23 protein-coding genes and 1 pseudogene are annotated in these 20,190 nt (G+C 63.0%); 13 read left to right on the forward strand and 11 right to left on the reverse strand.

Features of this window, described 5'->3' with window-relative positions; translation table 11 throughout:
* Positions 1-14: 14 nt before the first annotated feature.
* Both NKG95_RS23440 and NKG95_RS23445 read left to right on the forward strand, forming a co-directional pair.
* A complete protein-coding gene (locus NKG95_RS23440) occupies positions 15-977 on the forward strand; it encodes a cation diffusion facilitator family transporter (RefSeq protein WP_352548083.1) in 963 nt (320 codons plus the stop codon).
* Between the two features lie 67 nt (positions 978-1,044).
* Positions 1,045-1,449: a GFA family protein gene (locus NKG95_RS23445; protein ID WP_352484328.1), complete on the forward strand. Its 405-nt coding sequence runs from the start codon at positions 1,045-1,047 to the stop codon at positions 1,447-1,449.
* A gap of 43 nt (positions 1,450-1,492) precedes the next feature.
* On the opposite strand, the gene NKG95_RS23450 is transcribed toward NKG95_RS23445, so the two are convergent.
* Complete coding sequence (locus NKG95_RS23450; RefSeq protein WP_023718188.1) at positions 1,493-2,755, reverse strand: DNA recombination protein RmuC; 1,263 nt, start codon at positions 2,753-2,755, stop codon at positions 1,493-1,495.
* A gap of 103 nt (positions 2,756-2,858) precedes the next feature.
* Here NKG95_RS23450 and def point away from each other — a divergent pair, with 103 nt between their 5' ends.
* Genes def through truA form a run of 4 tightly spaced genes read left to right on the forward strand, consistent with a single transcriptional unit; the run spans position 2,859 to position 5,615 of the window.
* Entirely contained in the window at positions 2,859-3,389 is a 531-nt protein-coding gene (gene def, locus NKG95_RS23455; protein WP_353042688.1) for a peptide deformylase, read from the forward strand.
* 16 nt (positions 3,390-3,405) lie between these two features.
* Positions 3,406-4,335 (forward strand): methionyl-tRNA formyltransferase, encoded by a 930-nt coding sequence (gene fmt / locus NKG95_RS23460; protein WP_352548109.1) that lies wholly within the window; start codon positions 3,406-3,408, stop codon positions 4,333-4,335.
* Positions 4,332-4,841: a GNAT family N-acetyltransferase gene (locus tag NKG95_RS23465; protein ID WP_353042689.1), complete on the forward strand. Its 510-nt coding sequence runs from the start codon at positions 4,332-4,334 to the stop codon at positions 4,839-4,841. The genes fmt and NKG95_RS23465 overlap by 4 nt, the downstream gene beginning before the upstream one ends.
* 18 nt (positions 4,842-4,859) lie before the next feature.
* Positions 4,860-5,615, forward strand: coding sequence for a tRNA pseudouridine(38-40) synthase TruA (gene truA / locus NKG95_RS23470; RefSeq protein ID WP_023718192.1), 756 nt, complete (start codon positions 4,860-4,862; stop codon positions 5,613-5,615).
* On the opposite strand, the gene NKG95_RS23475 is transcribed toward truA, so the two are convergent.
* Both NKG95_RS23475 and dapE read right to left on the reverse strand, forming a co-directional pair.
* Positions 5,597-6,205 carry a hypothetical protein gene (locus NKG95_RS23475; RefSeq protein WP_023718193.1) on the reverse strand — a complete coding sequence of 203 codons (609 nt, stop codon included), beginning with the start codon at positions 6,203-6,205 and terminating at the stop codon, positions 5,597-5,599. The genes truA and NKG95_RS23475 overlap by 19 nt on opposite strands.
* 2 nt (positions 6,206-6,207) lie before the next feature.
* Complete coding sequence (gene dapE, locus NKG95_RS23480; RefSeq protein ID WP_352484327.1) at positions 6,208-7,407, reverse strand: succinyl-diaminopimelate desuccinylase; 1,200 nt, start codon at positions 7,405-7,407, stop codon at positions 6,208-6,210.
* Positions 7,408-7,536: 129 nt separating this feature from the next.
* On the opposite strand from dapE, the gene NKG95_RS23485 reads away from it, so the two are divergent.
* On the forward strand, positions 7,537-8,568 hold the full coding sequence (locus NKG95_RS23485; protein WP_353042690.1) for a 2-dehydropantoate 2-reductase: 1,032 nt from the start codon (positions 7,537-7,539) through the stop codon (positions 8,566-8,568).
* On the opposite strand, the gene NKG95_RS23490 is transcribed toward NKG95_RS23485, so the two are convergent.
* The 4 genes from NKG95_RS23490 to dapD form a co-directional block, all read right to left on the reverse strand.
* Complete coding sequence (locus NKG95_RS23490) at positions 8,558-9,658, reverse strand: GGDEF domain-containing protein (protein ID WP_023718195.1); 1,101 nt, start codon at positions 9,656-9,658, stop codon at positions 8,558-8,560. The genes NKG95_RS23485 and NKG95_RS23490 overlap by 11 nt on opposite strands.
* Positions 9,659-9,891: 233 nt before the next feature.
* Positions 9,892-10,680 carry a hypothetical protein gene (locus tag NKG95_RS23495; protein WP_353042691.1) on the reverse strand — a complete coding sequence of 263 codons (789 nt, stop codon included), beginning with the start codon at positions 10,678-10,680 and terminating at the stop codon, positions 9,892-9,894.
* 21 nt (positions 10,681-10,701) lie between these two features.
* Positions 10,702-11,073: a DUF805 domain-containing protein gene (locus NKG95_RS23500; protein WP_031193743.1), complete on the reverse strand. Its 372-nt coding sequence runs from the start codon at positions 11,071-11,073 to the stop codon at positions 10,702-10,704.
* 24 nt (positions 11,074-11,097) lie between these two features.
* The gene (gene dapD, locus NKG95_RS23505) at positions 11,098-11,952 is read right to left on the reverse strand and encodes a 2,3,4,5-tetrahydropyridine-2,6-dicarboxylate N-succinyltransferase (protein ID WP_352484324.1); all 855 of its coding nucleotides are present in this window, start codon (positions 11,950-11,952) and stop codon (positions 11,098-11,100) included.
* A gap of 145 nt (positions 11,953-12,097) precedes the next feature.
* Here dapD and NKG95_RS23510 point away from each other — a divergent pair, with 145 nt between their 5' ends.
* On the forward strand, positions 12,098-12,937 hold the full coding sequence (locus NKG95_RS23510; protein ID WP_023718198.1) for an LOG family protein: 840 nt from the start codon (positions 12,098-12,100) through the stop codon (positions 12,935-12,937).
* Positions 12,938-12,971: 34 nt separating this feature from the next.
* Here the strand turns inward: NKG95_RS23510 and NKG95_RS23515 are convergent, their stop codons facing one another.
* Complete coding sequence (locus NKG95_RS23515) at positions 12,972-13,679, reverse strand: pyrimidine 5'-nucleotidase (RefSeq protein ID WP_023677476.1); 708 nt, start codon at positions 13,677-13,679, stop codon at positions 12,972-12,974.
* Between the two features lie 161 nt (positions 13,680-13,840).
* Here NKG95_RS23515 and NKG95_RS23520 point away from each other — a divergent pair, with 161 nt between their 5' ends.
* Positions 13,841-14,602: a GGDEF domain-containing protein gene (locus tag NKG95_RS23520; RefSeq protein WP_023718199.1), complete on the forward strand. Its 762-nt coding sequence runs from the start codon at positions 13,841-13,843 to the stop codon at positions 14,600-14,602.
* 70 nt (positions 14,603-14,672) lie between these two features.
* Here the strand turns inward: NKG95_RS23520 and NKG95_RS23525 are convergent, their stop codons facing one another.
* Positions 14,673-14,921 (reverse strand): hypothetical protein, encoded by a 249-nt coding sequence (locus tag NKG95_RS23525; RefSeq protein ID WP_353042692.1) that lies wholly within the window; start codon positions 14,919-14,921, stop codon positions 14,673-14,675.
* 12 nt (positions 14,922-14,933) lie between these two features.
* Between NKG95_RS23525 and NKG95_RS23530 the strand changes: the two genes are divergently transcribed.
* A complete protein-coding gene (locus NKG95_RS23530; RefSeq protein ID WP_352591278.1) occupies positions 14,934-15,434 on the forward strand; it encodes a MarR family winged helix-turn-helix transcriptional regulator in 501 nt (166 codons plus the stop codon).
* On the opposite strand, the gene phhA is transcribed toward NKG95_RS23530, so the two are convergent.
* On the reverse strand, positions 15,429-16,262 hold the full coding sequence (gene phhA / locus NKG95_RS23535; protein WP_353042693.1) for a phenylalanine 4-monooxygenase: 834 nt from the start codon (positions 16,260-16,262) through the stop codon (positions 15,429-15,431). The genes NKG95_RS23530 and phhA overlap by 6 nt on opposite strands.
* Positions 16,263-16,402: 140 nt before the next feature.
* Here phhA and NKG95_RS23540 point away from each other — a divergent pair, with 140 nt between their 5' ends.
* The 3 genes and pseudogenes from NKG95_RS23540 to NKG95_RS23550 all read left to right on the forward strand — a co-directional run bounded on the left by NKG95_RS23540 (position 16,403) and on the right by NKG95_RS23550 (position 19,148).
* On the forward strand, positions 16,403-16,879 hold the full coding sequence (locus tag NKG95_RS23540; RefSeq protein WP_023718203.1) for an Lrp/AsnC family transcriptional regulator: 477 nt from the start codon (positions 16,403-16,405) through the stop codon (positions 16,877-16,879).
* Positions 16,880-16,981: 102 nt separating this feature from the next.
* A pseudogene (gene bchE / locus NKG95_RS23545) lies at positions 16,982-18,528 on the forward strand (magnesium-protoporphyrin IX monomethyl ester anaerobic oxidative cyclase).
* A 221-nt stretch (positions 18,529-18,749) separates the two neighbouring features.
* On the forward strand, positions 18,750-19,148 hold the full coding sequence (locus NKG95_RS23550; RefSeq protein WP_352495032.1) for a RidA family protein: 399 nt from the start codon (positions 18,750-18,752) through the stop codon (positions 19,146-19,148).
* A gap of 132 nt (positions 19,149-19,280) precedes the next feature.
* Here NKG95_RS23550 and argB read toward each other — a convergent pair whose 3' ends face one another.
* Positions 19,281-20,174: an acetylglutamate kinase gene (gene argB, locus NKG95_RS23555; RefSeq protein WP_023677482.1), complete on the reverse strand. Its 894-nt coding sequence runs from the start codon at positions 20,172-20,174 to the stop codon at positions 19,281-19,283.
* Positions 20,175-20,190: the final 16 nt, after the last annotated feature.

Genomic DNA, 20,190 nt, shown 5'->3' on the forward strand with positions numbered 1-20,190 from the left:
CAAGGCAGCACACCATGGCGGCGCATGGCGGGTCGAAAAAAGTGATCTATGCGGCGCTCGCCGGCAATCTTGCGATCGCCCTGACCAAATTCGCCGCTGCCTTGTTCACGGGCAGCTCGGCAATGCTCTCGGAAGGCGTCCACTCGCTCGTCGATACCGGCAATGGCAGCCTGCTGCTTTACGGCATGCACCGCGCCGCCCGGCCGGCCGATCGGACGCATCCGCTAGGCCATGGTCGCGAGCTGTATTTCTGGAGCTTCATCGTCGCGCTCCTCGTCTTTGCACTGGGCGCCGGCATATCGTTCTACGAAGGCGTGACGCACATCATGGCGCCGGAGCCGATTGCCAACGCAAAGGTGAACTACGCTGTACTTGGCCTTTCCTTCCTGTTCGAAGGCACCTCCTGGCTGGTGGCGCTGAACGAGTTCCGCCACCAAAAAGGCAGCCACGGCTGGCTCGAGGCGGTGCAGCTCAGCAAGGACCCGAGTGTCTACACCGTACTCTTCGAGGACAGCGCGGCACTTCTCGGCCTCGTTGTCGCCTTCGCCGGCATATTGGCGGCGGAACTGCTGGACATGCCGAAGCTCGACGGCGCCGCGTCGATCGGCATCGCGCTGATCCTGGGCGCGACCGCGATCTTCCTGGCCCGCGAAAGCAAGAGCCTGCTGCTCGGCGAGCCGGCCTCGCCCGAGGTGCAAATGAAAGTGCTGGCCATTGTCCAGCAGGACCCGGCGGTGCAGCGGGCAAATGGCGTACTGACGCTCCATATGGGGCCTCAGGAGATCGTCGCCGCTCTGAGCATCGAGTTCGAGGACCACTTGTCGGCGCCCGAGATAGAGACCTGCGTCGAACGCCTCGAGACACGGCTGAAGGCGGAGATGCCGGAGGTCACGCGCCTGTTCGTCAAGCCGCAGACCACCGGCACCTGGGAACGGCGGAGCAAGGCCTTGGCGGCGTCCGGAGGGGAGCCGGCCTGAGGAAAATGGCTGCGCCATCGGGCAGTCCCGGTTATGATTGCGCGCAAAAGCTCCAGGAGGAACGAAGATGAAAATCGACGGCGGGTGTCATTGCGGCGCCATTACTTACGAGGCCGAGGTCGATCCGGAAAAGACCACCATTTGTCACTGCATCGATTGTCAGAAGCTAACCGGAACGGCCTTTCGCGTCACCGTGCCGGCGTCCGAGGACAATTACACGATCACCAAGGGCGCGCCGAAAATCTACATCAAGACCGGTTCGAGTGGTGCCAAGCGCGCTCAGGCATTTTGCGGTGAGTGCGGCTCGCATCTCTACGCCACGTCGGCGGGCGCGGGACCGAAGGTTTACGGCATCAGGGTCGGCACGGCATGGCAGCGCGATCAACTGGTGCCGAGAAAGCAGATCTGGCATCGCTCGGCGCTGCATTGGCTGCCGGAATTCGAAGGCACAACCATCATCGAGGAGCAGTAGCGCCAGACCGGGCGAAGCCTCGGCTCCGGTTCCGGCGTAGCTCTCAATCGTCGCCTTCGACGACCCTTAGCCTCAGCTGCCCGGTTTTCGAATCGGCAACACGCGCGCTGCTTTCCGCTTTTGCTCCGCTGCCATTCGACCCAGCAGTGTCCTCCGCCGGCTGCACGCCAAACTCCAGCGCCTCGATCTTTTGTCCGCGCCTGGTCACCTTCGATGTCGAGACGAGGATGTCCTCGATATCCTTGGCCGATTGACCGAAATGCGTCTGCAATTTGCGCACCCGCTCGTCGAGCCGAGAGACGTCTTCCATCAGCCGGATGACCTCGCCCTGGATCAGGTGCGCCTGCTCGCGCATACGGGCATCCTTGAGGATCGCCTGGATGACCTGGATCGACAGCATCAAAAGCGATGGCGAGACGATGACGATCCGCGATCGATGCGCCTTTTGGACAACGGCCTCGAAATTCTCGTGGATTTCGGCGAACACCGATTCCGAGGGCACGAACATGAAGGCAGTGTCCTGCGTCTCGCCCTGGATCAGGTATTTTTCGGAAATATCCCGGACATGCACCTCGATGTCGCGGCGGAAAGCCTGAGCGGCGGACTTCTGCAGGTCGGCGCCTTCGGCGGCACGGATGGCATTCCAGGCCTCGAGTGGAAACTTTGCATCGATGGCAAGCGACGGTGCGCCGTTCGGCATCTTCACCAGGCAGTCGGGCCGGCTGCCATTCGACAAGGTCGCCTGGAATTCATAGGCGCCGTGGGGCAATCCGTCGGCGACGATGGCTTCCATACGCGACTGGCCGAAGGCGCCGCGCGTCTGCTTGTTGGAAAGGATCGCCTGCAATTGCACGACCTGGCCGGCCAGCGACTGGATGTTGCCTTGCGCGATATCGATGACCGCCAGCCGCTCCTGCAGCTTGGCGAGGCTCTCATGCGTCGATCTCGTCTGCTCGGTCATGGTCTGGCCGAGGCGGCCGGTCATGGCGTCGAGGCGCTGGCCGATCGACTGGGTCAGTTCGGCCTGACGCGCCCCGAACACTTCGGCGATAGCGCCCATACGGCCCTGCATTTCCGCCTGGCTTGCTAAGATGCCGGCCATCCGCACCTCGGCGTCGCGGGCGTGGTCGGCGGCTTCGGCGGCCGCCATTGCACGCGCCTTGGCCGATCGCCAGAGCGCAATGACGAGCGCCACGAACAGGCCGAGGAACAGCATTGCGCCGAAACCCAGGGCATGGCCGAGCGTGATCGTGGTGGCGCCGAGGCGGGCGACAGGTTCGGACAGGATGGTGGCCAGATCGTTCATGCCGACAGCATAGATGATTCGGTCTGGCGGCACAGATCAAAACGTGAACGACCAGAAGGCGTCCCGGTTGACGCTTTTCCTGCGAGGTCTTAGGTGAGACGCCATGTCGATCAAGCCGCTTATCATCCTCCCCGATCCCGTCCTGCGTCAGGTTTCAAAACCGGTCGAGCGTGTCGACGGTGATTTGCGTAAACTGGCCGGCGACATGCTGGACACCATGTATGACGCGCCCGGCATCGGCCTCGCGGCGATCCAGGTCGGCGAACCCTTGCGCTTGCTGGTGATCGACCTCGCCAAGGAGGACGAGACGCCGGCACCGCACGTCTTCATCAATCCCGAAATCCTCGACAGCTCCGACCAGCGTTCGGTCTACGAGGAAGGCTGCCTGTCGATCCCGGATTACTATGCCGAGGTCGAGCGTCCGGCAGCGGTGCGGGTGAAGTATCTCGATCGCGACGGCAAGCTGCAGGAGCTCGAGGCCGAGGGGCTGATGGCGACCTGCCTGCAGCATGAGATCGACCACCTAAACGGCGTGCTGTTCATCGACCACATCTCCAAGCTGAAGCGCGACATGGTGGTCAAGAAATTCAAGAAGCTCGCCAGGGACAAGGCGCCGGGCAAGATGGTGGGATAGGGGTCGACGAATGCCCCTGCGTGTCATCTTCATGGGTACGCCCGAATTCTCCGTGCAGACGCTGCGAGCGATCGCCGGGGCAGGGCATGAATTGGCAGCCGTCTACACGCAGCCGCCGCGCGCCGCAGGCCGGCGCGGGCTCGAGCTGACGCCGTCGCCGGTGCAGCGTGAGGCGGAGCGGCTTGGCATCGAGGTGCGGTCGCCGGTGTCGCTGAAGAGCGAGGCGGAGCAGCAGGCGTTCCGCACCTTGCGCGCCGATGTCGCCGTGGTCGTCGCCTACGGGCTGCTTCTGCCCAAACCTATTCTCGAGGCGCCGCGGCTCGGTTGCCTCAATGGCCACGCATCGCTATTGCCGCGCTGGCGCGGCGCTGCCCCTATCCAGCGCGCCATCATGGCCGGCGATACCGAGACGGGCATGATGGTGATGCGGATGGAGGAAGGCCTCGACACCGGGCCTGTGGCAATGGTTGAAAAATGCGCCATTGGACCCGACATGACGGCCGGCGATCTGCACGACCGGCTGATGATCCTGGGTGCTGCGCTGATGGTGCAAGCGCTCGAACGGCTCGAGCGGAATACGCTGACATTTACCACACAGGCGGAGGTGGGGGTGACCTACGCCAAGAAAATCGATAAATCGGAGACTCGCATAGACTGGCTGCGACCTGCCGGCGACGTGCACAACCAGATTCGCGGCCTGTCGCCCTTTCCCGGTGCATGGTGCGAGGCCGAAATCGGCGGCCGCATGGAACGGCTGAAACTGCTTCGCTCGACGCTCTCGCAAGGCGCCGGCGAACCGGGAGGAATTCTCGATGACCGGCTGACGGTTGCCTGCGGGTCAGGCGCGATCAGGCTGGTCGAAGTTCAACGTGCGGGCGGAAGGCCCATTGCCGCGCAGGAGTTTCTGCGCGGGGCCAAGCTCGAAAAAGGGATGAAATTGTCATGAGCATGATGTCCATACGCGCGGCGACGCCGCGGGACCGCGAGGCGATCCGCCTTGTCGAAGAACACGCATTCGGCCAGCAGGCGGAGGCCGGACTGGTCGACGCGCTGGTCACCGGCGGTGATGCCGTCGTCGAACTGGTGGCGGACGAAGACGGGCAAGTGGTCGGCCATATCCTGTTTTCACGGCTCTTCGTGCAGAATGGCGGCAAGAGCTTCCCGGCAGTCGCGCTGGCGCCGCTGGCAGTCGAGCCGTCGTTCCACAGCACCGGCATCGGCGGTGCCCTGGTCCGCGAGGCCCATATCCGCCTGAAAGCCGCCGGCGAGACGCTCGCTGTGGTGCTCGGCGATCCGGCCTACTATGGCCGCTTCGGCTACAGCCGCGCCCGTGCAGCGAAATTCGAGAGCGACTACCAAGGCGAGGCTTTGCAGGCGCTTGCCTGGGGCGAGGCGCCGGAGACCGGCAGGCTGGTCTACGCCTCGGCCTTCGGCTCAGCCCTCGCCGCCTGATTTCGCCTCGATCCGGGAATGCCGCGTTTTCGCCTCGACATCGAATATGACGGCAGTCTCTTTGCCGGCTGGCAACGCCAGGCCAATCAGCCTTCGGTGCAGCAGGCGATCGAGCAGGCGATCGAGAAGTTCTGCGGCGAGCAGGTCTCTCTGCGCGCCGCCGGCCGCACCGATGCCGGTGTCCATGCGACCGCTCAGGTGGCGCATGTCGATCTGGTCAAGGCATGGCCCGGCGACAAGGTGCGCGACGCCGTCAACGCGCATCTGCAAGCGGCCAAGGCGCACATCGCCATCCTGAAGGCCGCCGTCGTGCCGGATGGCTTCGATGCGCGTTTCTCGGCGATTGGCCGCCACTATCTCTACCGTATCGTCAACCGCCGCGCGCCAGCAGCGCTCGACAAGGGCAAGATCTGGTGGGTACCGAAGCAGCTCGATGCCGCCGCCATGCACGAAGCGGCAAAAGTGCTGCTTGGCCGGCATGATTTCACCACCTTCCGCTCGACCCAGTGCCAAGCCACCAGCCCGGTCCGCACGCTCGACCGGCTGGATGTCAGCCGGGCGGGCGATTTCATCGAAGTCCGCGCTTCGGCGCGGTCATTCCTGCACAACCAGGTGCGCTCGATGGTCGGCTCGCTCAAACGTGTCGGCGAAGGCGGCTGGGCCATTGCCGACCTCAAGGCCGCGCTCGAGGCGCGCGACCGTGCGGCCTGCGGTCAGGTGGCGCCGCCCGACGGGCTGTTTCTAGTCGGCGTCGATTATCCGACGCCTGGCTGATCCGGCACGCTGATACCGAGCAGCGCCTGCAGGCCGAACAGGACGATCAGCGACGCCACGAACATGCCGGCAAAAACAGCGCTGCCGACAGCCGCACCCCTGCCGATGGCAACGTTGGTCATCCGCCAGGTCAATACCATTGACAGCGCGAACAGCAGCAGCGACACCAGCCCGGAGACTTCGTTGGCCGATGTCAGGAAAAGCCGGATCAACGCCGATGGCAGCATCATCCAGGCGATGATCGCCGAGGCCCAGTTGCTGGCGACGACATAATGGACGAAACGGCTGCCGACGCCGACCCGCGGCGCGACCAGGGCCAGGCCGATGAGCGGCAGCACCCAGGCGCCGATATCGACGGTGGCCAGCCGGATCAACATGCTGAAACGGCCGACGAATGCGTCGGGATCGCCGATCTCGTTGGCAATGCCGACCCAGCCGACGATCAATGCCGGCGCCGCGACGACGATGGCAAAAAAGGAGTTCCAGAAACCGTCCGCCGAAAGGTCGAGCAGGCGAAATCCGTCGGCCTTGCCGAGCATCAGCCGCCAGGCGCCGGCAAGCGAAGCATAGGTTTCATCCGCTGAAAGCATCACTAGGATATGTCCTGCGCAAACCAGTCTTCAACGAAGCGCAGATAAATCTGCGTCAGCGTCTCGAGATCGGCAATCGCCACACGTTCGTCGACCATGTGCATGGTCTTGCCGACCAGGCCGAATTCGACCACCGGACAATAATCCTTGATAAAGCGGGCATCGGAGGTGCCGCCGGAGGTGGAGAGCGCCGGCTTCCTGCCGGTCACCGCTTTGACCGAACCGCCAAGCGTCTCGATCAGCCTGTCGTCGCGTGTCAGGAAAACATGGCTCGGCCCGTCGCGCCAGACGATCTCGTAGTCGACCGGCGTCTTCTTGCCGGCGCGGTATTTCTTGCGTTTCGCCGCCCGGTCGAGGCGGTTGTGGATCTCGGCCTGGATCGTCTCGGCGGTCCATGTGTCGTTGAAGCGGATATTGAAGGTAGCTGCTGCCTTCGCCGGGATGACGTTGGTGGCGGGATTGCCGACATCGATGGAGGTCACCTCAAGATTCGTCGGCTGGAAATCCCTTGTTCCGTTGTCGAAGACGGGGTGCAGCAAGGCGTCGACCAGCGTCACCAGGCCGCGCACCGGATTGTCGGCTAGCTGCGGATAGGCGGCGTGGCCCTGGCGGCCGTTGACGACGACCGTGCCCGATAGCGAGCCGCGCCGGCCGATCTTGATCATATCGCCAAGCGCGTCGGGATTGGTAGGCTCGCCGACGATCGAGGCATCCCATTTCTCGCCTTTGGCGGCCGCCCATTCGAGCAGCTTCGTCGTGCCGTTGATCGCCGGGCCTTCCTCATCGCCGGTTATCAGCAGCGAGACCGACCCCTTCGGGCCGCCCTTCTGCTCGACATGTCGCGCCACCGCCGCGACGAAACAAGCAATGCCGCCCTTCATGTCGACGGCGCCGCGGCCGAACATCTCGCCATTGGCGATCTCGGCGCCAAAGGGCGGGTGCGTCCAGGCTGCCTCGTCGCCCACCGGCACCACGTCGGTATGGCCGGCAAACATCAGATGCGGGCCATTGCCGGAACGCCGCGCGTAAAGGTTCTCGATGTCCGGTGTGCCGGCTTCGGAAAACACCGGTCGCTCGACCGCAAAGCCGAGCGGCTTCAACATCGCCTCCAGCGCGCGCAGCGCACCGCCTTCGGCGGGCGTCACGGAAGCACAGCGGATGAGTGCAGCGAGATTTCTAACCGGATCGGTAGGCAGCATCATGGGCAAAAGCGATAGTCGAAAGCGCAAGGTCTGTCACGGCCAGACGTGAGGGCCAGCCATGCCGCCGACATTATGGTTTTCATGTCGTATAATTGCGGCAAGGTCTCTCGACCAGAACAGGGCCATCGCATGGTCACGCGTGGCAAGACGATCGTAATCGCCGGTGCCGGCAGTATCGGCTGCTACGCCGGCGGCTGCCTGATACTTGCCGGGCGAAAGGTGTTTCTGCTGGCGCGACCGCGCGTCGAGAAGGCCCTGCAAGAAGCTGGATTGCGCATCACCGACCCTGACGGCCGCGACCGTTCTGTCAAACCGGACGCATTGTCGGTCACCGCCGATCCGGCGGTAGCATTCTCCGATGCCGATGTCATTTTGGTAACGGTCAAGAGCGGCGCGACGCAAGACATGGCCGGGCTGATTGCCGCCCATGCCCGACCGGACGTGGTGATACTCAGCCTGCAGAACGGCGTCGACAATGCCGATAAATTGCGAGCCCATCTCACCGCCCAGCCGGTGCTCGCGGGCATGGTGCCGTTCAACGTGGTCCAATCGCCGGAGGGCGAATTGCCGCTTCGCCTGCACCGCGCCAGCGGCGGCAAAGTGATGATCGAACAGGGCTCGGCGGGCCTTGACGAACTGCTTGATGTCGAGGGGTTTGCCGTCGCGACGCATGGTGACATCGACGCGGTGTTATGGGACAAGCTGCTGCTCAACCTCAACAACGCGCTGGTGGCGCTTTCCGGTCTGCCGCTGGCGGCAGAGCTTGCCGATCGCCGCTGGCGGCTGATCCTGGTCGGTCAGATCGACGAAGCATCGGCGGCAATGACGGCGACAGGCATCGAACCCGCTCGCATCGCCGGCCTGCGTCCCGCACTGCTGCCGAAAGTGCTTCGCCTGCCCGACGGGCTGTTCAAGTTCTTGGCGCGGCGGATGCTTGCCATCGATCCGGCCGCGCGTTCGTCGATGTGGGATGACCTGCGGCGCCGCCGGTCGACGGAGATCGGCGAACTGCAAGGCGCGGTCCTGCGTTTGGCCGAAAAGGCCGGCACGCCGGCGCCTTTGCTGAAGCATGTCACTGCACTGGTGCGCGCGGCCGAGCAGGAGAGGCGCGGATCGCCTTGCTTGCCGCCGGAAGCTGTCGCTGCGACCGTCAGATCGTAGCCCGCACAGGCGCCCAATAACGGCCCTTGCCGGTGCGCTTGGCTTCGTAGAGTGCATGGTCGGAACAGGTGAGCAGGATTTCCGGATCGCCGCCGTCGGCGGGTGCAAAGGCGCTGCCGACGCTCAAGCCGACATGGATGGCGGAACCGACCCCGAGGTCGAAAGGCACCGAGACCTTTTCGATGGCCCGCTTTGCCAGATAGGTGGCCTCGATCTCCGAGGTTGCGGGCAAAAGGATGACGAATTCGTCGCCGCCGATACGGAAGACCACGTCCCCCGGCCGGAAGCCGCGCTTCAATCGTTCGGCCACCTTGCGCAGCAGCACGTCGCCGACCGCATGACCAAAACGGTCGTTGACCTGTTTGAAGCCGTCGAGGTCCATGCTGAGCACGGCAAACGGCTTGCCGCCATTGGCGGCCGGCGCCGCAAGGTCGCGGCACATGTCGCGCAATTTTTCCTGCAGGAAGATGCGGTTTGGCAGGCCGGTCAGCGCGTCCTTGATCGCCAGGTCGCGATTGTCCAGCTCGGCGCGGATCATGCGGGCGTTGATTGCGTGGTTCTGAAGCAGCACGATGATGACGCCGGCCACATAGAACGGCGTTTGAATTCCGACGATCGGCATTCCGGGCGCTGCGGAAAACAATGCACCGACCACGTAAGGCAGGCTTACGGCCAACATGACGAATATGGCGAAGCGCGGGGTGGCCGCATTGCGTGACGACACCACGCCAACGACACCTGCGACATTCAAGGCGGCAAGTACGGAAAGCGCCATATTCCCGCTGGCAACACAGCCATAGCAGCCGAGGCCGAAAACGACCGACCATACACCGCTGGCTGCCATCAGGCCCGCCAGCGGCCCTTTCGAGCCGCGCCTGCGGGCCTGCTCGCATTCCCGCATCAGCAGAACGCGGACGACGAAAAGCATCAGGTCGGCTGCGATCCAGGCGTAGGGCCACCAATCCTTCGTGGCAAGTGCGGCGCTGACCGCAACCACCAGAACGCTGATGGTGCCGAACAAGACTGCGAATTTGCGGTCGAAAGTGGTGTCGAGAAGCCGGGCGCGGACGGCTTCCGGTTCCAATCTCATCGGCGAAGAGAACCAGGCAAACAGGCGAGCGGCGGCGCTCCACGTTTTGCGCGGCTCCTTGGTGGTCAGGGATAGGTCGCTTGCCAGTCGAGCGCTCCGTGCCGGTCGACACAGTTTTCGCCGGCATGCTGGGCCAGGGTGATTAACATTCGCTTAGAGCGTCCGGCGCAAAACCGGGGTTTCGGAACTCCCCGCTCTGCCGCTCTAGCGGATCTGCCGCCGGCTCGCGGGTCTTAGCTTGCCGGCCCCGGCCGTCTGCGGACTGCAGGCCGACGCGGCGGACCCGGCTCGGGATCGGTTTTCTTCGCATGTGCCGGCTGCCCATGAGGGGTTTCGATCAGCGTGATCTTCTGCCAGATCTTTCGCGACAGGTTCGACGCCAGGTTCTCGATGTCATTGACGCCATCGATGACCACGGCGTCATTGACCGACTGGGCAAACAGCGCGGCGATCTTGCCGGTGATCGACAACATTTCGGAGCAATAGTCGAGATAGCGGGCAAGGTCGGCGGCGTTGGTGATGCGGGCTGGCGAATGTGCAGTCGGCTTGAAACTGGCTGAAAGTGCTGCCGGATCCTTGGTCAGCTGGTGCATGTCGATGACGTGGATGAGCGACCGCAGCCCGTGGAGTTGGCGGAACACCCGCTTGCGCCTGATCCGCTCCTCGGAGCGGATCAGGGCCAGGAAGCCCAGCACGGCGAGGATGATCATGTTGAGGGAGGCTTCGATGCCTTGCACCGACTGGAAGGCATCGTGGTTTCCCGAGATGCGGCCGAGCGGCAGGATTGTGCCGACGAACAGGAACATCAGCGCTCCGACGACGAAAGCGGCGATGATGAGGCCGCGCAGCCACCAGATCGGCGCCTCCAGCGCCTTGGCTGCCTTTGCCAGATCGCGCGACAGCGACACGAGCTCGGCGGCGACGCCGCGCAGGCCTGCATCGGGAAAGCGCTCGGCGACGCGCTCTTCCAGCCGTTCGGCGGTTTCGAGGATCAGTTTCGAATCAAGCGAGCGGTAGCGCATGACGAAATGTCCGATTGGCGCTCAGGGTTCGGCCGGTGCGTTGGTGCGCTTGCCGTAGCGGTTGGGACCTGGGTCACTTTTGAAAAAAGCCAGGATAAAAAGCAGGACGAAGCCGATAATGAGAGAGATCAATGCGTAATAGGCAGGCTTGCCGAAATCATGGAACCGCTTCGCCGTTAGCGCAAAGGTCGACCATGTCGAGACGAACACAGCGATCCATAAGGCGAGCGCCCAATACTGGCTCGCGGCAGTGCCTAACGGCGTTCGCGCGAACTGGTAGAGCAGAAAGAGTTGAACGATGACCGGCAAGAGGCCAGCCAAAACATAAGCGCTCGGATTCACCCGCCCAGAAAGGCTGAAGAAAAGCCATAGGAATTGAGGTTTGTCAGTCAACCCGGTGCATCCGTTCTCGGGAGATCAATCGCGCAGCAATTCGTTGATCGAGGTCTTGGAACGGGTTCTTGCGTCGACCCGCTTGACGATGACGGCGCAGTAGAGGCTGGGGCCGGGCTCGTTGTTTGGAAAAGGCTTGCCCGGCAGTGAGCCGGCGACGACGACGGAATTGGCCGGCACTTCGCCGTAGAAGATCTCGCCGGTGGCGCGGTCGACGATCTTGGTCGATTGGCCGATGAAGACACCCATGCCGAGCACTGAGCCCTCGCGAACAATGCAGCCCTCGACCACTTCGGAACGGGCGCCGATGAAGCAATTGTCCTCGATGATGGTTGGGCCGGCCTGCATCGGCTCCAGCACGCCGCCGATACCGACGCCGCCCGACAGATGCACATTCTTGCCGATCTGGGCACAGGAGCCGACCGACGCCCAGGTGTCGACCATGGTGCCGCTATCGACATAGGCGCCGACATTGACGAAGGACGGCATCAGCACGGCGCCCGGCGCGACATAGGCAGAGCGGCGCACGATCGACGACGGCACGGCGCGGAAGCCGGCCTTCTCGAAATCGACGGCGCTCCAGCCGTCGAACTTCGAAGGCACCTTGTCCCACCATACCGCCTGACCGGGACCACCCTTGATGATCTCCATCGGGTTGAGCCGGAAGGACAGCAGCACCGCTTTCTTCAGCCACTGGTTGACGTGCCATTTGCCGTCGGCCTGCCGCTCGGCGACGCGGGCGACGCCCCGGTCGAGCAGGTCGAGCGCCGATTGGATGGCCTCGCGCGTCTCGCCGCGGGTTGCGGTCGAAATGGTGTCGCGTTCCTCGAAGGCGTTCTCGATGATCTTCTCGAGACTCGCGAGATCGGGCTTCGACATGAATTCGCTCCATTACCAAGCTGTTAAGGGCCGGCGCCTTAACCTGTTTGAAAGTCGCGCGGACCCTATGTGAAGGCTTGGGGAGGGTCAATCGCGGCAGCGTCACGGGACGGCGCAAGTGAATGATTGGACGGGTAAAGCAAATATGACTCCCATGGAAAAGGCGGGGTGGACGCCGCTACCGCATTCGGACGAGGATCTGGAGCGGTCGAAAAGCGTGCCGGACACGCCGCAAACGCGCGCGGAGACATATCGGCTGGCCTGGAACGACCCCGATTTCATGACGCGGCGCGAGTTGCGCGCGGTCAGGCTGCAGCTCGAACTGCTGAAACCGGAGATGATCCTGGCCGAGCGCGGCATCCAATCGACCGTCATCCTGTTCGGCGGCGCGCGCATCCCCGAGCCCGGCGGTGAAGCCTGGGCGGCCAAGAACGAGACGCAGAAGAAGAATCTCGAGCAAAACAGCAAATACTATGAGGAGGCGCGCAAATTCGCCCGCCTCTGCTCGCAGCAGTCGGCCACTTCGTACTATCGCGAATTCGTCGTGGTGACCGGCGGCGGGCCTGGCGTCATGGAGGCCGGCAATCGCGGCGCCGACGATGTAGGCGCGCCGTCGATCGGTCTCAACATCGTGCTGCCGCACGAGCAGGCGCCAAACGCCTACGTGACGCCGGAACTCTGCTTCAACTTCCACTATTTCGCGGTCCGCAAGATGCATTTCGTCATGCGTGCCAAGGCCGTTGCGGTGTTTCCCGGCGGCTTCGGTACGATGGACGAGTTCTTCGAGACGCTGACCCTGATCCAGACCGGCCGCATGGAACGGGTGCCGGTCATCCTGTTCGGCAAGGCTTTCTGGGCACGGGCGATCGACCTCGATTTCCTCGCCGAGCAAGGTACGATCACCCCCGGCGACCAGGACATCATCGATTTCGTCGACACCGCCGACGAGGCCTGGGGGATCGTCAGCCGCTTCTATAAGCTCTGATATGCAAGCAAGAATTTGAAGCGCGCCGACTGCCTCAAGCGGGGACTTCGACGATCGCCGTGAGAAAGCCGGCGAGATCGTCGGTGACGAAGTCCACGTCGTCCTCGTTGGCCGGGTCGCGTTCCCAGATTTCCGAGAAGGTCGGCTCGAAATTGCGCGGCACCACCAGCACCGTGGTCATGCCCAGCGATTTCGGCACCGACAGGTTGCGGGCGAGGTCTTCGAACATCACCGCATTTTGCCCGGTGACGGCGTGGAGTTCGGCAAATTTCTCGTAGGATTGTCGCGCCGGCTTGGGGTTCAGCCCGGCTGCGACGATATCGAAAATGTCGTCGAAATGCTCGAGAATGCCCAGCTGCCGCGCGGTGCGTTCGGCATGCCGGCGATCGCCATTGGTGAAGATGAATTTGCGGCCGGGAAGCTGGCGTATGGCGGTGCCGAGGACGGGATCTGGCACCAGCCAGGAATAATCGATGTCGTGGACCTTCTCGAGAAAGTCGTCGGGGTCGATGCCGTGGCGCGTCATCAACCCGTTCAGTGTCGTGCCGTATTCCCGGTAGAGCTCCTTCTGCAGCTTGCGTGCTTCCTCGCGCGGCAGCGTCAGCAATTCTCCGACATAGGCGGTCATCTTCACATCGATCTGCGAGAACAGATTGGAATGGTGCGGATAGAGCGTGTTGTCGAGATCGAACACCCAGTCGGTGACATGGGCAAAGCGGGCGGGGTCGGGAAGCGTGGTCATACCGTCCTTATGGCACGAAACGATCTTTCTAACAGGAGGTTTATCCACAACCTATGCGCGCCCTGGGTGGTGAAAATGGTGCCGTGATTAAAATCTTAAGCATCGCCGAAAGGTGACATTCAGCGCTTGCTGGCACCAAGACGGACCAGTGGGAGCAAGCGATGAATCGCATATTTCTAAAGTCTGCCGCCATCGCTTTCGCCTCCGTCGCCGTCTCACTTTTGCTGACGCTGATCGTCGTGCCGGCAATGGGTTTTCCGATCAATCGCACCATCTGGTTGACGTCTACCGTATGCCCGCTGGCTCTTGCCTGGGGCGCCGGCGCCTATACGGTCTGGCAGGGCGAAAGGTTGAAGACCGCGCATCGCGAACTCGCCCGCGCCCATGCCCAGCTCGCGGCCGCCCACAGGCGCTTGGCGGAAAAGGCGAGCCGCGACGACATGACCGGCATGCTCAACCGCGAAAGTTTCTTTGCCGCCCTCGACGGCTCTCGGCGTAAATCCGATCGCGGGGCATTGCTGATCGTCGATGCCGACCATTTCAAGACCATCAACGACAGCTACGGCCATCTGATCGGCGACGAGGCGCTGCTCCTGATCGCAAGTGCGATAGAGCGTGGCGTGCGCAGCGGCGATGTCCTTGGCCGCATCGGCGGTGAGGAATTCTGCGCCTTTCTGATCGGCGCCACCGAACACGAAGCCAGGCGCGTCGCCGAGCGCATCCGCCGTGAAGTAGAGCGTATCCGTTTCCGGCCCGTCGACGAACGAACCGTTCCGCTGACGGTCAGTATCGGCGGGACCACCTGCGGCGAGGACGCCGCAGTGTCGGAGCTGATGCGCGCCGCCGACCAGCGGCTCTACGAGGCCAAGCATCGCGGCCGCAACCTGTCGATCATCGATCGTGACATTTCCGAAGCGGCGTGAGCTCAGCCCTAAGCCTTGTGCTGGAAAAATTCTACCCTATCAGAATTCAACCGCGCCGCGGCCAGTGCTGTCAAAATCCGAAGATGGCGATGCGGAACAGCAGGGCAGCGGCCGCCAGCGCGACCAGTGCAATACCAAGGCCAATGGGAGAACCCCAGCCATACCATTCCATCGCCAGCTTGGCGTATTTGAATTCTTCGGCCGGTGTGAGTGGGCCGCGCGTCTGGTTCTGGTTCCTTGTCCACTCCTTGCGTGCTGCGACAGGCCGTGCCTTGCGCCCGACGCAGCGTATTACTATAATGGCCGTAATGTTAGGCAAATTGATAGTTAGATGATCGAAATAAACTCGTCAAGCATGAATCGGGCCGACATGAAGACGGCCATCAGCCTTGCCATTATGGGCTGGCAAGACGCGACGCAGGCTTATGACGAGGCAGTAGGCGATAGGCTTGAGCTGAGTACGGCGGAACGCCATTGCCTGGCGCTGCTCTATGGCGGCCCGCAATCGGCTGGCGAGGTCGCGGCCGCAACAGGGTTGACGCCGGCCGCAGTCACCGCGCTGATCGACCGGCTGGAGGCGCGCGGCCTGCTGACACGAACGCGCAGCCTCGAGGACAGGCGCAAGGTGGTCATAGAGGCGACGGAACTCACGCGAGAACTATCGGCGCGCTATTATGGTGCGATCGCGCAGGAGGGAGAAAAGGTGATCGCCACATTCAGCGACACCGAGCTGGCCACGATCCTGCGCTTCGTCACCGCGTCGCTCGACCTTCAGCGCGACCAGCTTGCCCGGCTGAAATCCGAGGCCCTGGAAACAGCCGACAGCCTATAGGCTCGCCGGGTCGAGCGCCGGCTCGCCTTTGCGGCGCGCCACGATCGCCGCAAGATCGGCGGTCTCGAAAGCATCACGCAGCACGTCGAACGACGGCAGCACGAAATAGGCACGCTGGAACTTGTCGATCTCGTAGCCGGTGCGCATTACGGTTTCCAGGTCGAAGGCGACATGGTGCGCCTCGCCGCCTTTGACCGCGAACTGAAGCTCGGTGAAGGATGACATCAGCCCGGCGCCGAAAGCCTTCAGCGGCTGGCCCGGCTCGCGTATCAGCCCGTATTCGACGGTGTACCAGTAAAGCCTGGTGATCATCTCGTCGCCGCCGACCGCAATCACGCTGTCGGCCTTCTTGCCATACATCTGCATGAAGTCGGCAAAGACCGGCTGCGTCAGGATCGGCACGTGACCGAAGAAATCGTGGAACATGTCGGGCTCGACAATGTAGTCGAGCTCCTTTTGGGTTCGCAGCCAGTTGGTGACCGGGAAGCGACGGTTGGCGAGGTGGTCGAAGAACGGCTGGGCGGGAATGAGCCCCGGCACGGCGACGATCTCCCAGCCGGTGAGCTTGCGCAGCTTCTCGCTGACCTCACCGAAATCCGGGATCTTGTCGAGAAGGCCGAGCGCCGCAACGCCATCGAGATAGGAATGGTGGGCGAGCTTCCTGGTCAGCTTCGTCTGGCGGTCGCACAGCGTGCGCCACACCGCCTGTTCTTCGTCGCTATAATTGTGGCCCTGCGCCACGGTGAAATCGGCACGGCAGACCGAATAATCGCCGCGAAGGCCTCGCGCCGCGCATTCGCGGGCGTAGTCGGCAACGTTCATCGTCATGGCTTGCTCTCCCTGGAAATCATGATCAGCGGATCGTCGGAAATTCTAGCCGGATGGCGCGACGCAAATCAGCTTTGATGGTGGCTCAAATGCGGGGTTGGAGGTAAAAGACTCCACGATCGAGCTTTGGGAGAGTGAAAATGCCTCAGTTTGACGAATTCGAGATCAAGATGCTCGACAGCCTGCAGCGCGACGGGCGCAAGCCGGTATCCGAACTGGCGCAGGAGATCGGCCTGTCGACGACACCTTGCGCGCGGCGCTTCGAGGCGCTTCAGCAGGCGGGCATCATCAAGGGCTTCGCCGCGGTGCTCAGCCGTCGCGCCGTCGGGCTGATGGTCGAGGTGTTCATCCAGGTGCGCCTGACCAGCCACAGCGACGGCTCGCCCGAAAGCTTCATCGCCGCCGTCCAGCGGATGGACGAGGTGTCCTCATGCTGGACCATGACCGGCGATCATGATTTCCTGTTGCATGTGATGGTGCCGTCGGTCGACGAGCTCAATGCCTTCGTCATGCACCGGCTGATGCGGCTCGAAGGCGTGCGCGACGTCCACACCCAGCTTGTGCTGCAGAACATCAAGGGGCCGGGCCATGTCCCGCTTGCACATCTCAGACGGTAGGCATTTCTGCGGAAAAGCTGCACACAAACTGCTGAAGCGAGCCAATCTCCAGCGCTAGATCGCCGACTACGACATGCGGACCGCCATTGCATAAGGTCCGCCATGAAAATCGTCCTGATCAACCCGCCACATACGGCCATCGGCAGCCGTGTGCCGGACGACCATCTGCCGCCGCTCGGTTTGCTGGCACTGGGCGGTCCGCTGATCGACGCGGGACATCAAGTGCGACTTGTGGACGCCGAATTCGGGCCGATGCCGCTTGCCACGCTGGTCCGGGACGCCTTGAGCGATCATCCCGACTGTATTCTGATCGGCCATTCCGGCTCGACCTCTGCGCATCCGACAGCCCTACTGATCGCCGGCATGGTCAAACACATCGACCTGGCGACAATCCTGATTTATGGCGGCGTGTTTCCGACCTATCACTGGCGCGACATACTGGCCGAAACGGAGGCCTTCGACTTCATCGTTCGTGGCGAGGGGGAGGCGACCATCGTCGCGCTGGTCGAAGCGCTTGAAAAACGCAGCCGCTGTCGGATGTGGCGGGCATCGCCTTTCGCGACGATTTGCGCCGGCCTTTTGCCACCAAGCCGGCAAGGACGATCGCCAATCTCGACGACTACCGCATCGGCTGGGAACTGATCGATATCACTCGCTATAGCTATTGGGGAGGCAAGCGTGCGGTGGTCATGCAGTTCTCGCGAGGCTGTCCGCATCTGTGCAACTATTGCGGCCAGCCGGGGTTCTGGACGCGCTGGCGGCACCGCGACCCCGTGAAGTTCGCGCGGGAGATTGCCTGGCTATACCGCGAGCACCGCGTCGAGCTGATCAACCTTGCCGACGAGAACCCGACCTCGTCCAAAAAAGCCTGGCGCGCCTTTCTCGATGCGATGATCGCCGAGAATGTGCCGGTGCTGATCGTCGGCTCCACCCGCGCCGACGACATCGTCCGCGACGCCGACAGCCTGCATCTCTATCGCAAGGCCGGCGTCATCCGCTGGCTGCTTGGCATGGAAAATACCGACGAGCAGACGCTCCAGTTGATCCGCAAGGGCGGCAGCACCTCATCCGACCGCGAGGCGATACGGCTGCTGCGCCTCAACGGCATCTTGTCGATGGCGACCTGGGTGGCCGGTTTCGAGGACGAAAGTTTCCGCGACCTCTGGCGCGGCTTCCGCCAGCTGATCGCTTATGACCCCGACCAGATCCAGGCGCTCTATGTGACGCCGCACCGCTGGACGCCGTTCTTCAGGATTGCCAGGGATCGCAAGGTGATCCAGCTGGACGCCCGCCTGTGGGACTACAAGCACCAGGTGCTGCAGATGACCCGCCTCAAGCCGTGGATGTTGTTCTTCGCCGTCAAGCTGATCGAACTGGCCGTGCAGTCGCGGCCCAAGGCCTTGGCGCGCATCCTGTTCCACAAGGATCCGGAGCAACGGCATTCGATGCGCTGGTACACCAAAATGGGCCGCCGCGTCTGGTTCCGCGAAGTCTGGGGCTTTCTGGTTCGCGACCGCCGCCTGAAGAATGGCCCGACGCTCGCCGAATTCTGGGGCGCGCCGCAGGACGAGGAAGAGGAATCGATGGTGGTCGCGCACCCGGCGCGCAGGCTGACACCGCCTGCGACCACGATTTCGTCGCGCGCCTGACCGGCTCGGGCAATCTTTTAACAAGCATACGCAACGTATGTATATTGACATACGGAATGTATGTACCCACTTCGGGATACGGGACGGATATCAGCGACCGCCCCGGAAAATGGAACGCAGCGATCCAAAACCCCGAAGTCTTGCGGGCGGCTCTCACCTTCTCGGAGAAGCCACATCGCGATGGTCGGGACCGGCCTGCCTTGTCTGATTGGAGTGAAACAATGACCAAACGCGATGCGATCTTCCCTGCCGGTCGGCAGGCCCTCTACGAAGTCAATCGCTATTCGGCGGCGATCCGCTCAGGCGGCTTTCTGTTCGTCTCGGGCCAAGTCGGCAGCCGCGAGGACGGATCGCCGGAGCCAGCCTTCGAAAAGCAGGTCCAGCTTGCCTTCGACAATCTCGCGGCGGTGCTGAAGGCCGCCGGTTGCACGTTTGACGACATTGTTGACGTGACCACGTTCCACACCGACCCGGCCAAACAGTGGGAGGCGATTGACGCCGTTCGACTTAGGGCGATCGGTGAACCGCCCTACCCGAACTGGACCGCGGTGGGGGTGAATTGGCTGGCGGGCTTCGATTTTGAGATAAAGGTCATCGCGCGCCTTCCTCAGCCCGGATGATCGATTGGCGGCGAGCGACGAAGGCGGAGACTACCTAGTCGACCGTTCGCCCGCCCGCCTGTCTCGACAAGCGCTGCGATGGTGATCGGATGGTCTTCCGGTCTGTCGCGGCGTTGAACAGACTGAGGCCACTCACGGCACGATCAGCGTGCCGGCGCCGTGTTCGGTGAACAGCTCGAGCAGCACCGCATGCGGCGTCTTGCCGTTGAGGATGACGACGCCAGCGACGCCGCGCTCGATTGCCTCGATGCAGGTTTCAACCTTGGGGATCATGCCGCCCGAGACCGTTCCGTCCTTGATCAGGGCCTTGGCCTCGGCCACGGTCAACTCGTCGATCAGCTTCTTATCCTTGTCGAGCACGCCGGGCACGTCGGTGAGAAACAGCAGGCGCGTCGCCTGGCAGGCGCCGGCGATGGCGCCGGCAAAAGTGTCGGCGTTGATGTTGTAGGTATGGCCGTCGCGGCCGGGCGCCACCGGCGCCAGCACCGGGATCATTTCGGACCGCGCCAGGAGGTCGAGCAATGTGCGGTCGACCTCGACCGGTTCACCGACGAAGCCCAGGTCGAGCACCCGCTCGATGTTGGAATCAGGATCGATCATGGTCTTGCGCGCCTTTTCGGCAAACACCATGTTGCCGTCCTTGCCGCACAGGCCGATCGCCCACTCGCCCTCGGCATTGATCAGCGCGACGATTTCCTTGTTGATCGACCCGGCCAGCACCATCTCGACAATCTCGACGGTCTTCTGGTCGGTGACACGCAAGCCGCCCTCGAATTTGGATTCGATGCCCATCTTGCTGAGCATGGCGCCGATCTGCGGCCCGCCGCCATGCACGACGATCGGGTTGACGCCGGATTGCTTGAGCAGTGCGATGTCGCGGGCGAAGGCTTTGCCGAGCGCGATGTCGCCCATCGCGTGGCCGCCATATTTCACCACGACCGTCTTGTTCTCGTAGCGCTGCATATAGGGCAGCGCCCTTGAAAGCAGCGCGGCCTGCATTTCGGCGGTGGCGGCGACATCCGTCATCGGCGTGGTTCCCAGC

This window comes from Mesorhizobium sp. M1423, from assembly GCF_040317575.1.
GTDB lineage: Bacteria > Pseudomonadota > Alphaproteobacteria > Rhizobiales > Rhizobiaceae > Mesorhizobium.

Coding starts and splice junctions, on each gene's coding strand:
- argB (WP_023677482.1), bottom strand. CDS start 20,174: ATGACGGATGTCGCCGCCACCGCCGAAATGCAGGCCGCGCTGCTTTCA.
- NKG95_RS23530 (WP_352591278.1), top strand. CDS start 14,934: ATGATCGAAATAAACTCGTCAAGCATGAATCGGGCCGACATGAAGACG.
- NKG95_RS23490 (WP_023718195.1), bottom strand. CDS start 9,658: ATGAGATTGGAACCGGAAGCCGTCCGCGCCCGGCTTCTCGACACCACT.
- NKG95_RS23475 (WP_023718193.1), bottom strand. CDS start 6,205: ATGCTTTCAGCGGATGAAACCTATGCTTCGCTTGCCGGCGCCTGGCGG.
- phhA (WP_353042693.1), bottom strand. CDS start 16,262: ATGACGATGAACGTTGCCGACTACGCCCGCGAATGCGCGGCGCGAGGC.
- NKG95_RS23465 (WP_353042689.1), top strand. CDS start 4,332: ATGAGCATGATGTCCATACGCGCGGCGACGCCGCGGGACCGCGAGGCG.
- NKG95_RS23515 (WP_023677476.1), bottom strand. CDS start 13,679: ATGACCACGCTTCCCGACCCCGCCCGCTTTGCCCATGTCACCGACTGG.
- def (WP_353042688.1), top strand. CDS start 2,859: ATGTCGATCAAGCCGCTTATCATCCTCCCCGATCCCGTCCTGCGTCAG.
- NKG95_RS23550 (WP_352495032.1), top strand. CDS start 18,750: ATGACCAAACGCGATGCGATCTTCCCTGCCGGTCGGCAGGCCCTCTAC.
- NKG95_RS23445 (WP_352484328.1), top strand. CDS start 1,045: ATGAAAATCGACGGCGGGTGTCATTGCGGCGCCATTACTTACGAGGCC.
- NKG95_RS23495 (WP_353042691.1), bottom strand. CDS start 10,680: ATGCGCTACCGCTCGCTTGATTCGAAACTGATCCTCGAAACCGCCGAA.
- NKG95_RS23540 (WP_023718203.1), top strand. CDS start 16,403: ATGCCTCAGTTTGACGAATTCGAGATCAAGATGCTCGACAGCCTGCAG.
- NKG95_RS23520 (WP_023718199.1), top strand. CDS start 13,841: ATGAATCGCATATTTCTAAAGTCTGCCGCCATCGCTTTCGCCTCCGTC.
- truA (WP_023718192.1), top strand. CDS start 4,860: ATGCCGCGTTTTCGCCTCGACATCGAATATGACGGCAGTCTCTTTGCC.
- NKG95_RS23450 (WP_023718188.1), bottom strand. CDS start 2,755: ATGAACGATCTGGCCACCATCCTGTCCGAACCTGTCGCCCGCCTCGGC.
- NKG95_RS23510 (WP_023718198.1), top strand. CDS start 12,098: ATGACTCCCATGGAAAAGGCGGGGTGGACGCCGCTACCGCATTCGGAC.
- NKG95_RS23485 (WP_353042690.1), top strand. CDS start 7,537: ATGGTCACGCGTGGCAAGACGATCGTAATCGCCGGTGCCGGCAGTATC.
- dapD (WP_352484324.1), bottom strand. CDS start 11,952: ATGTCGAAGCCCGATCTCGCGAGTCTCGAGAAGATCATCGAGAACGCC.
- dapE (WP_352484327.1), bottom strand. CDS start 7,407: ATGATGCTGCCTACCGATCCGGTTAGAAATCTCGCTGCACTCATCCGC.
- NKG95_RS23440 (WP_352548083.1), top strand. CDS start 15: ATGGCGGCGCATGGCGGGTCGAAAAAAGTGATCTATGCGGCGCTCGCC.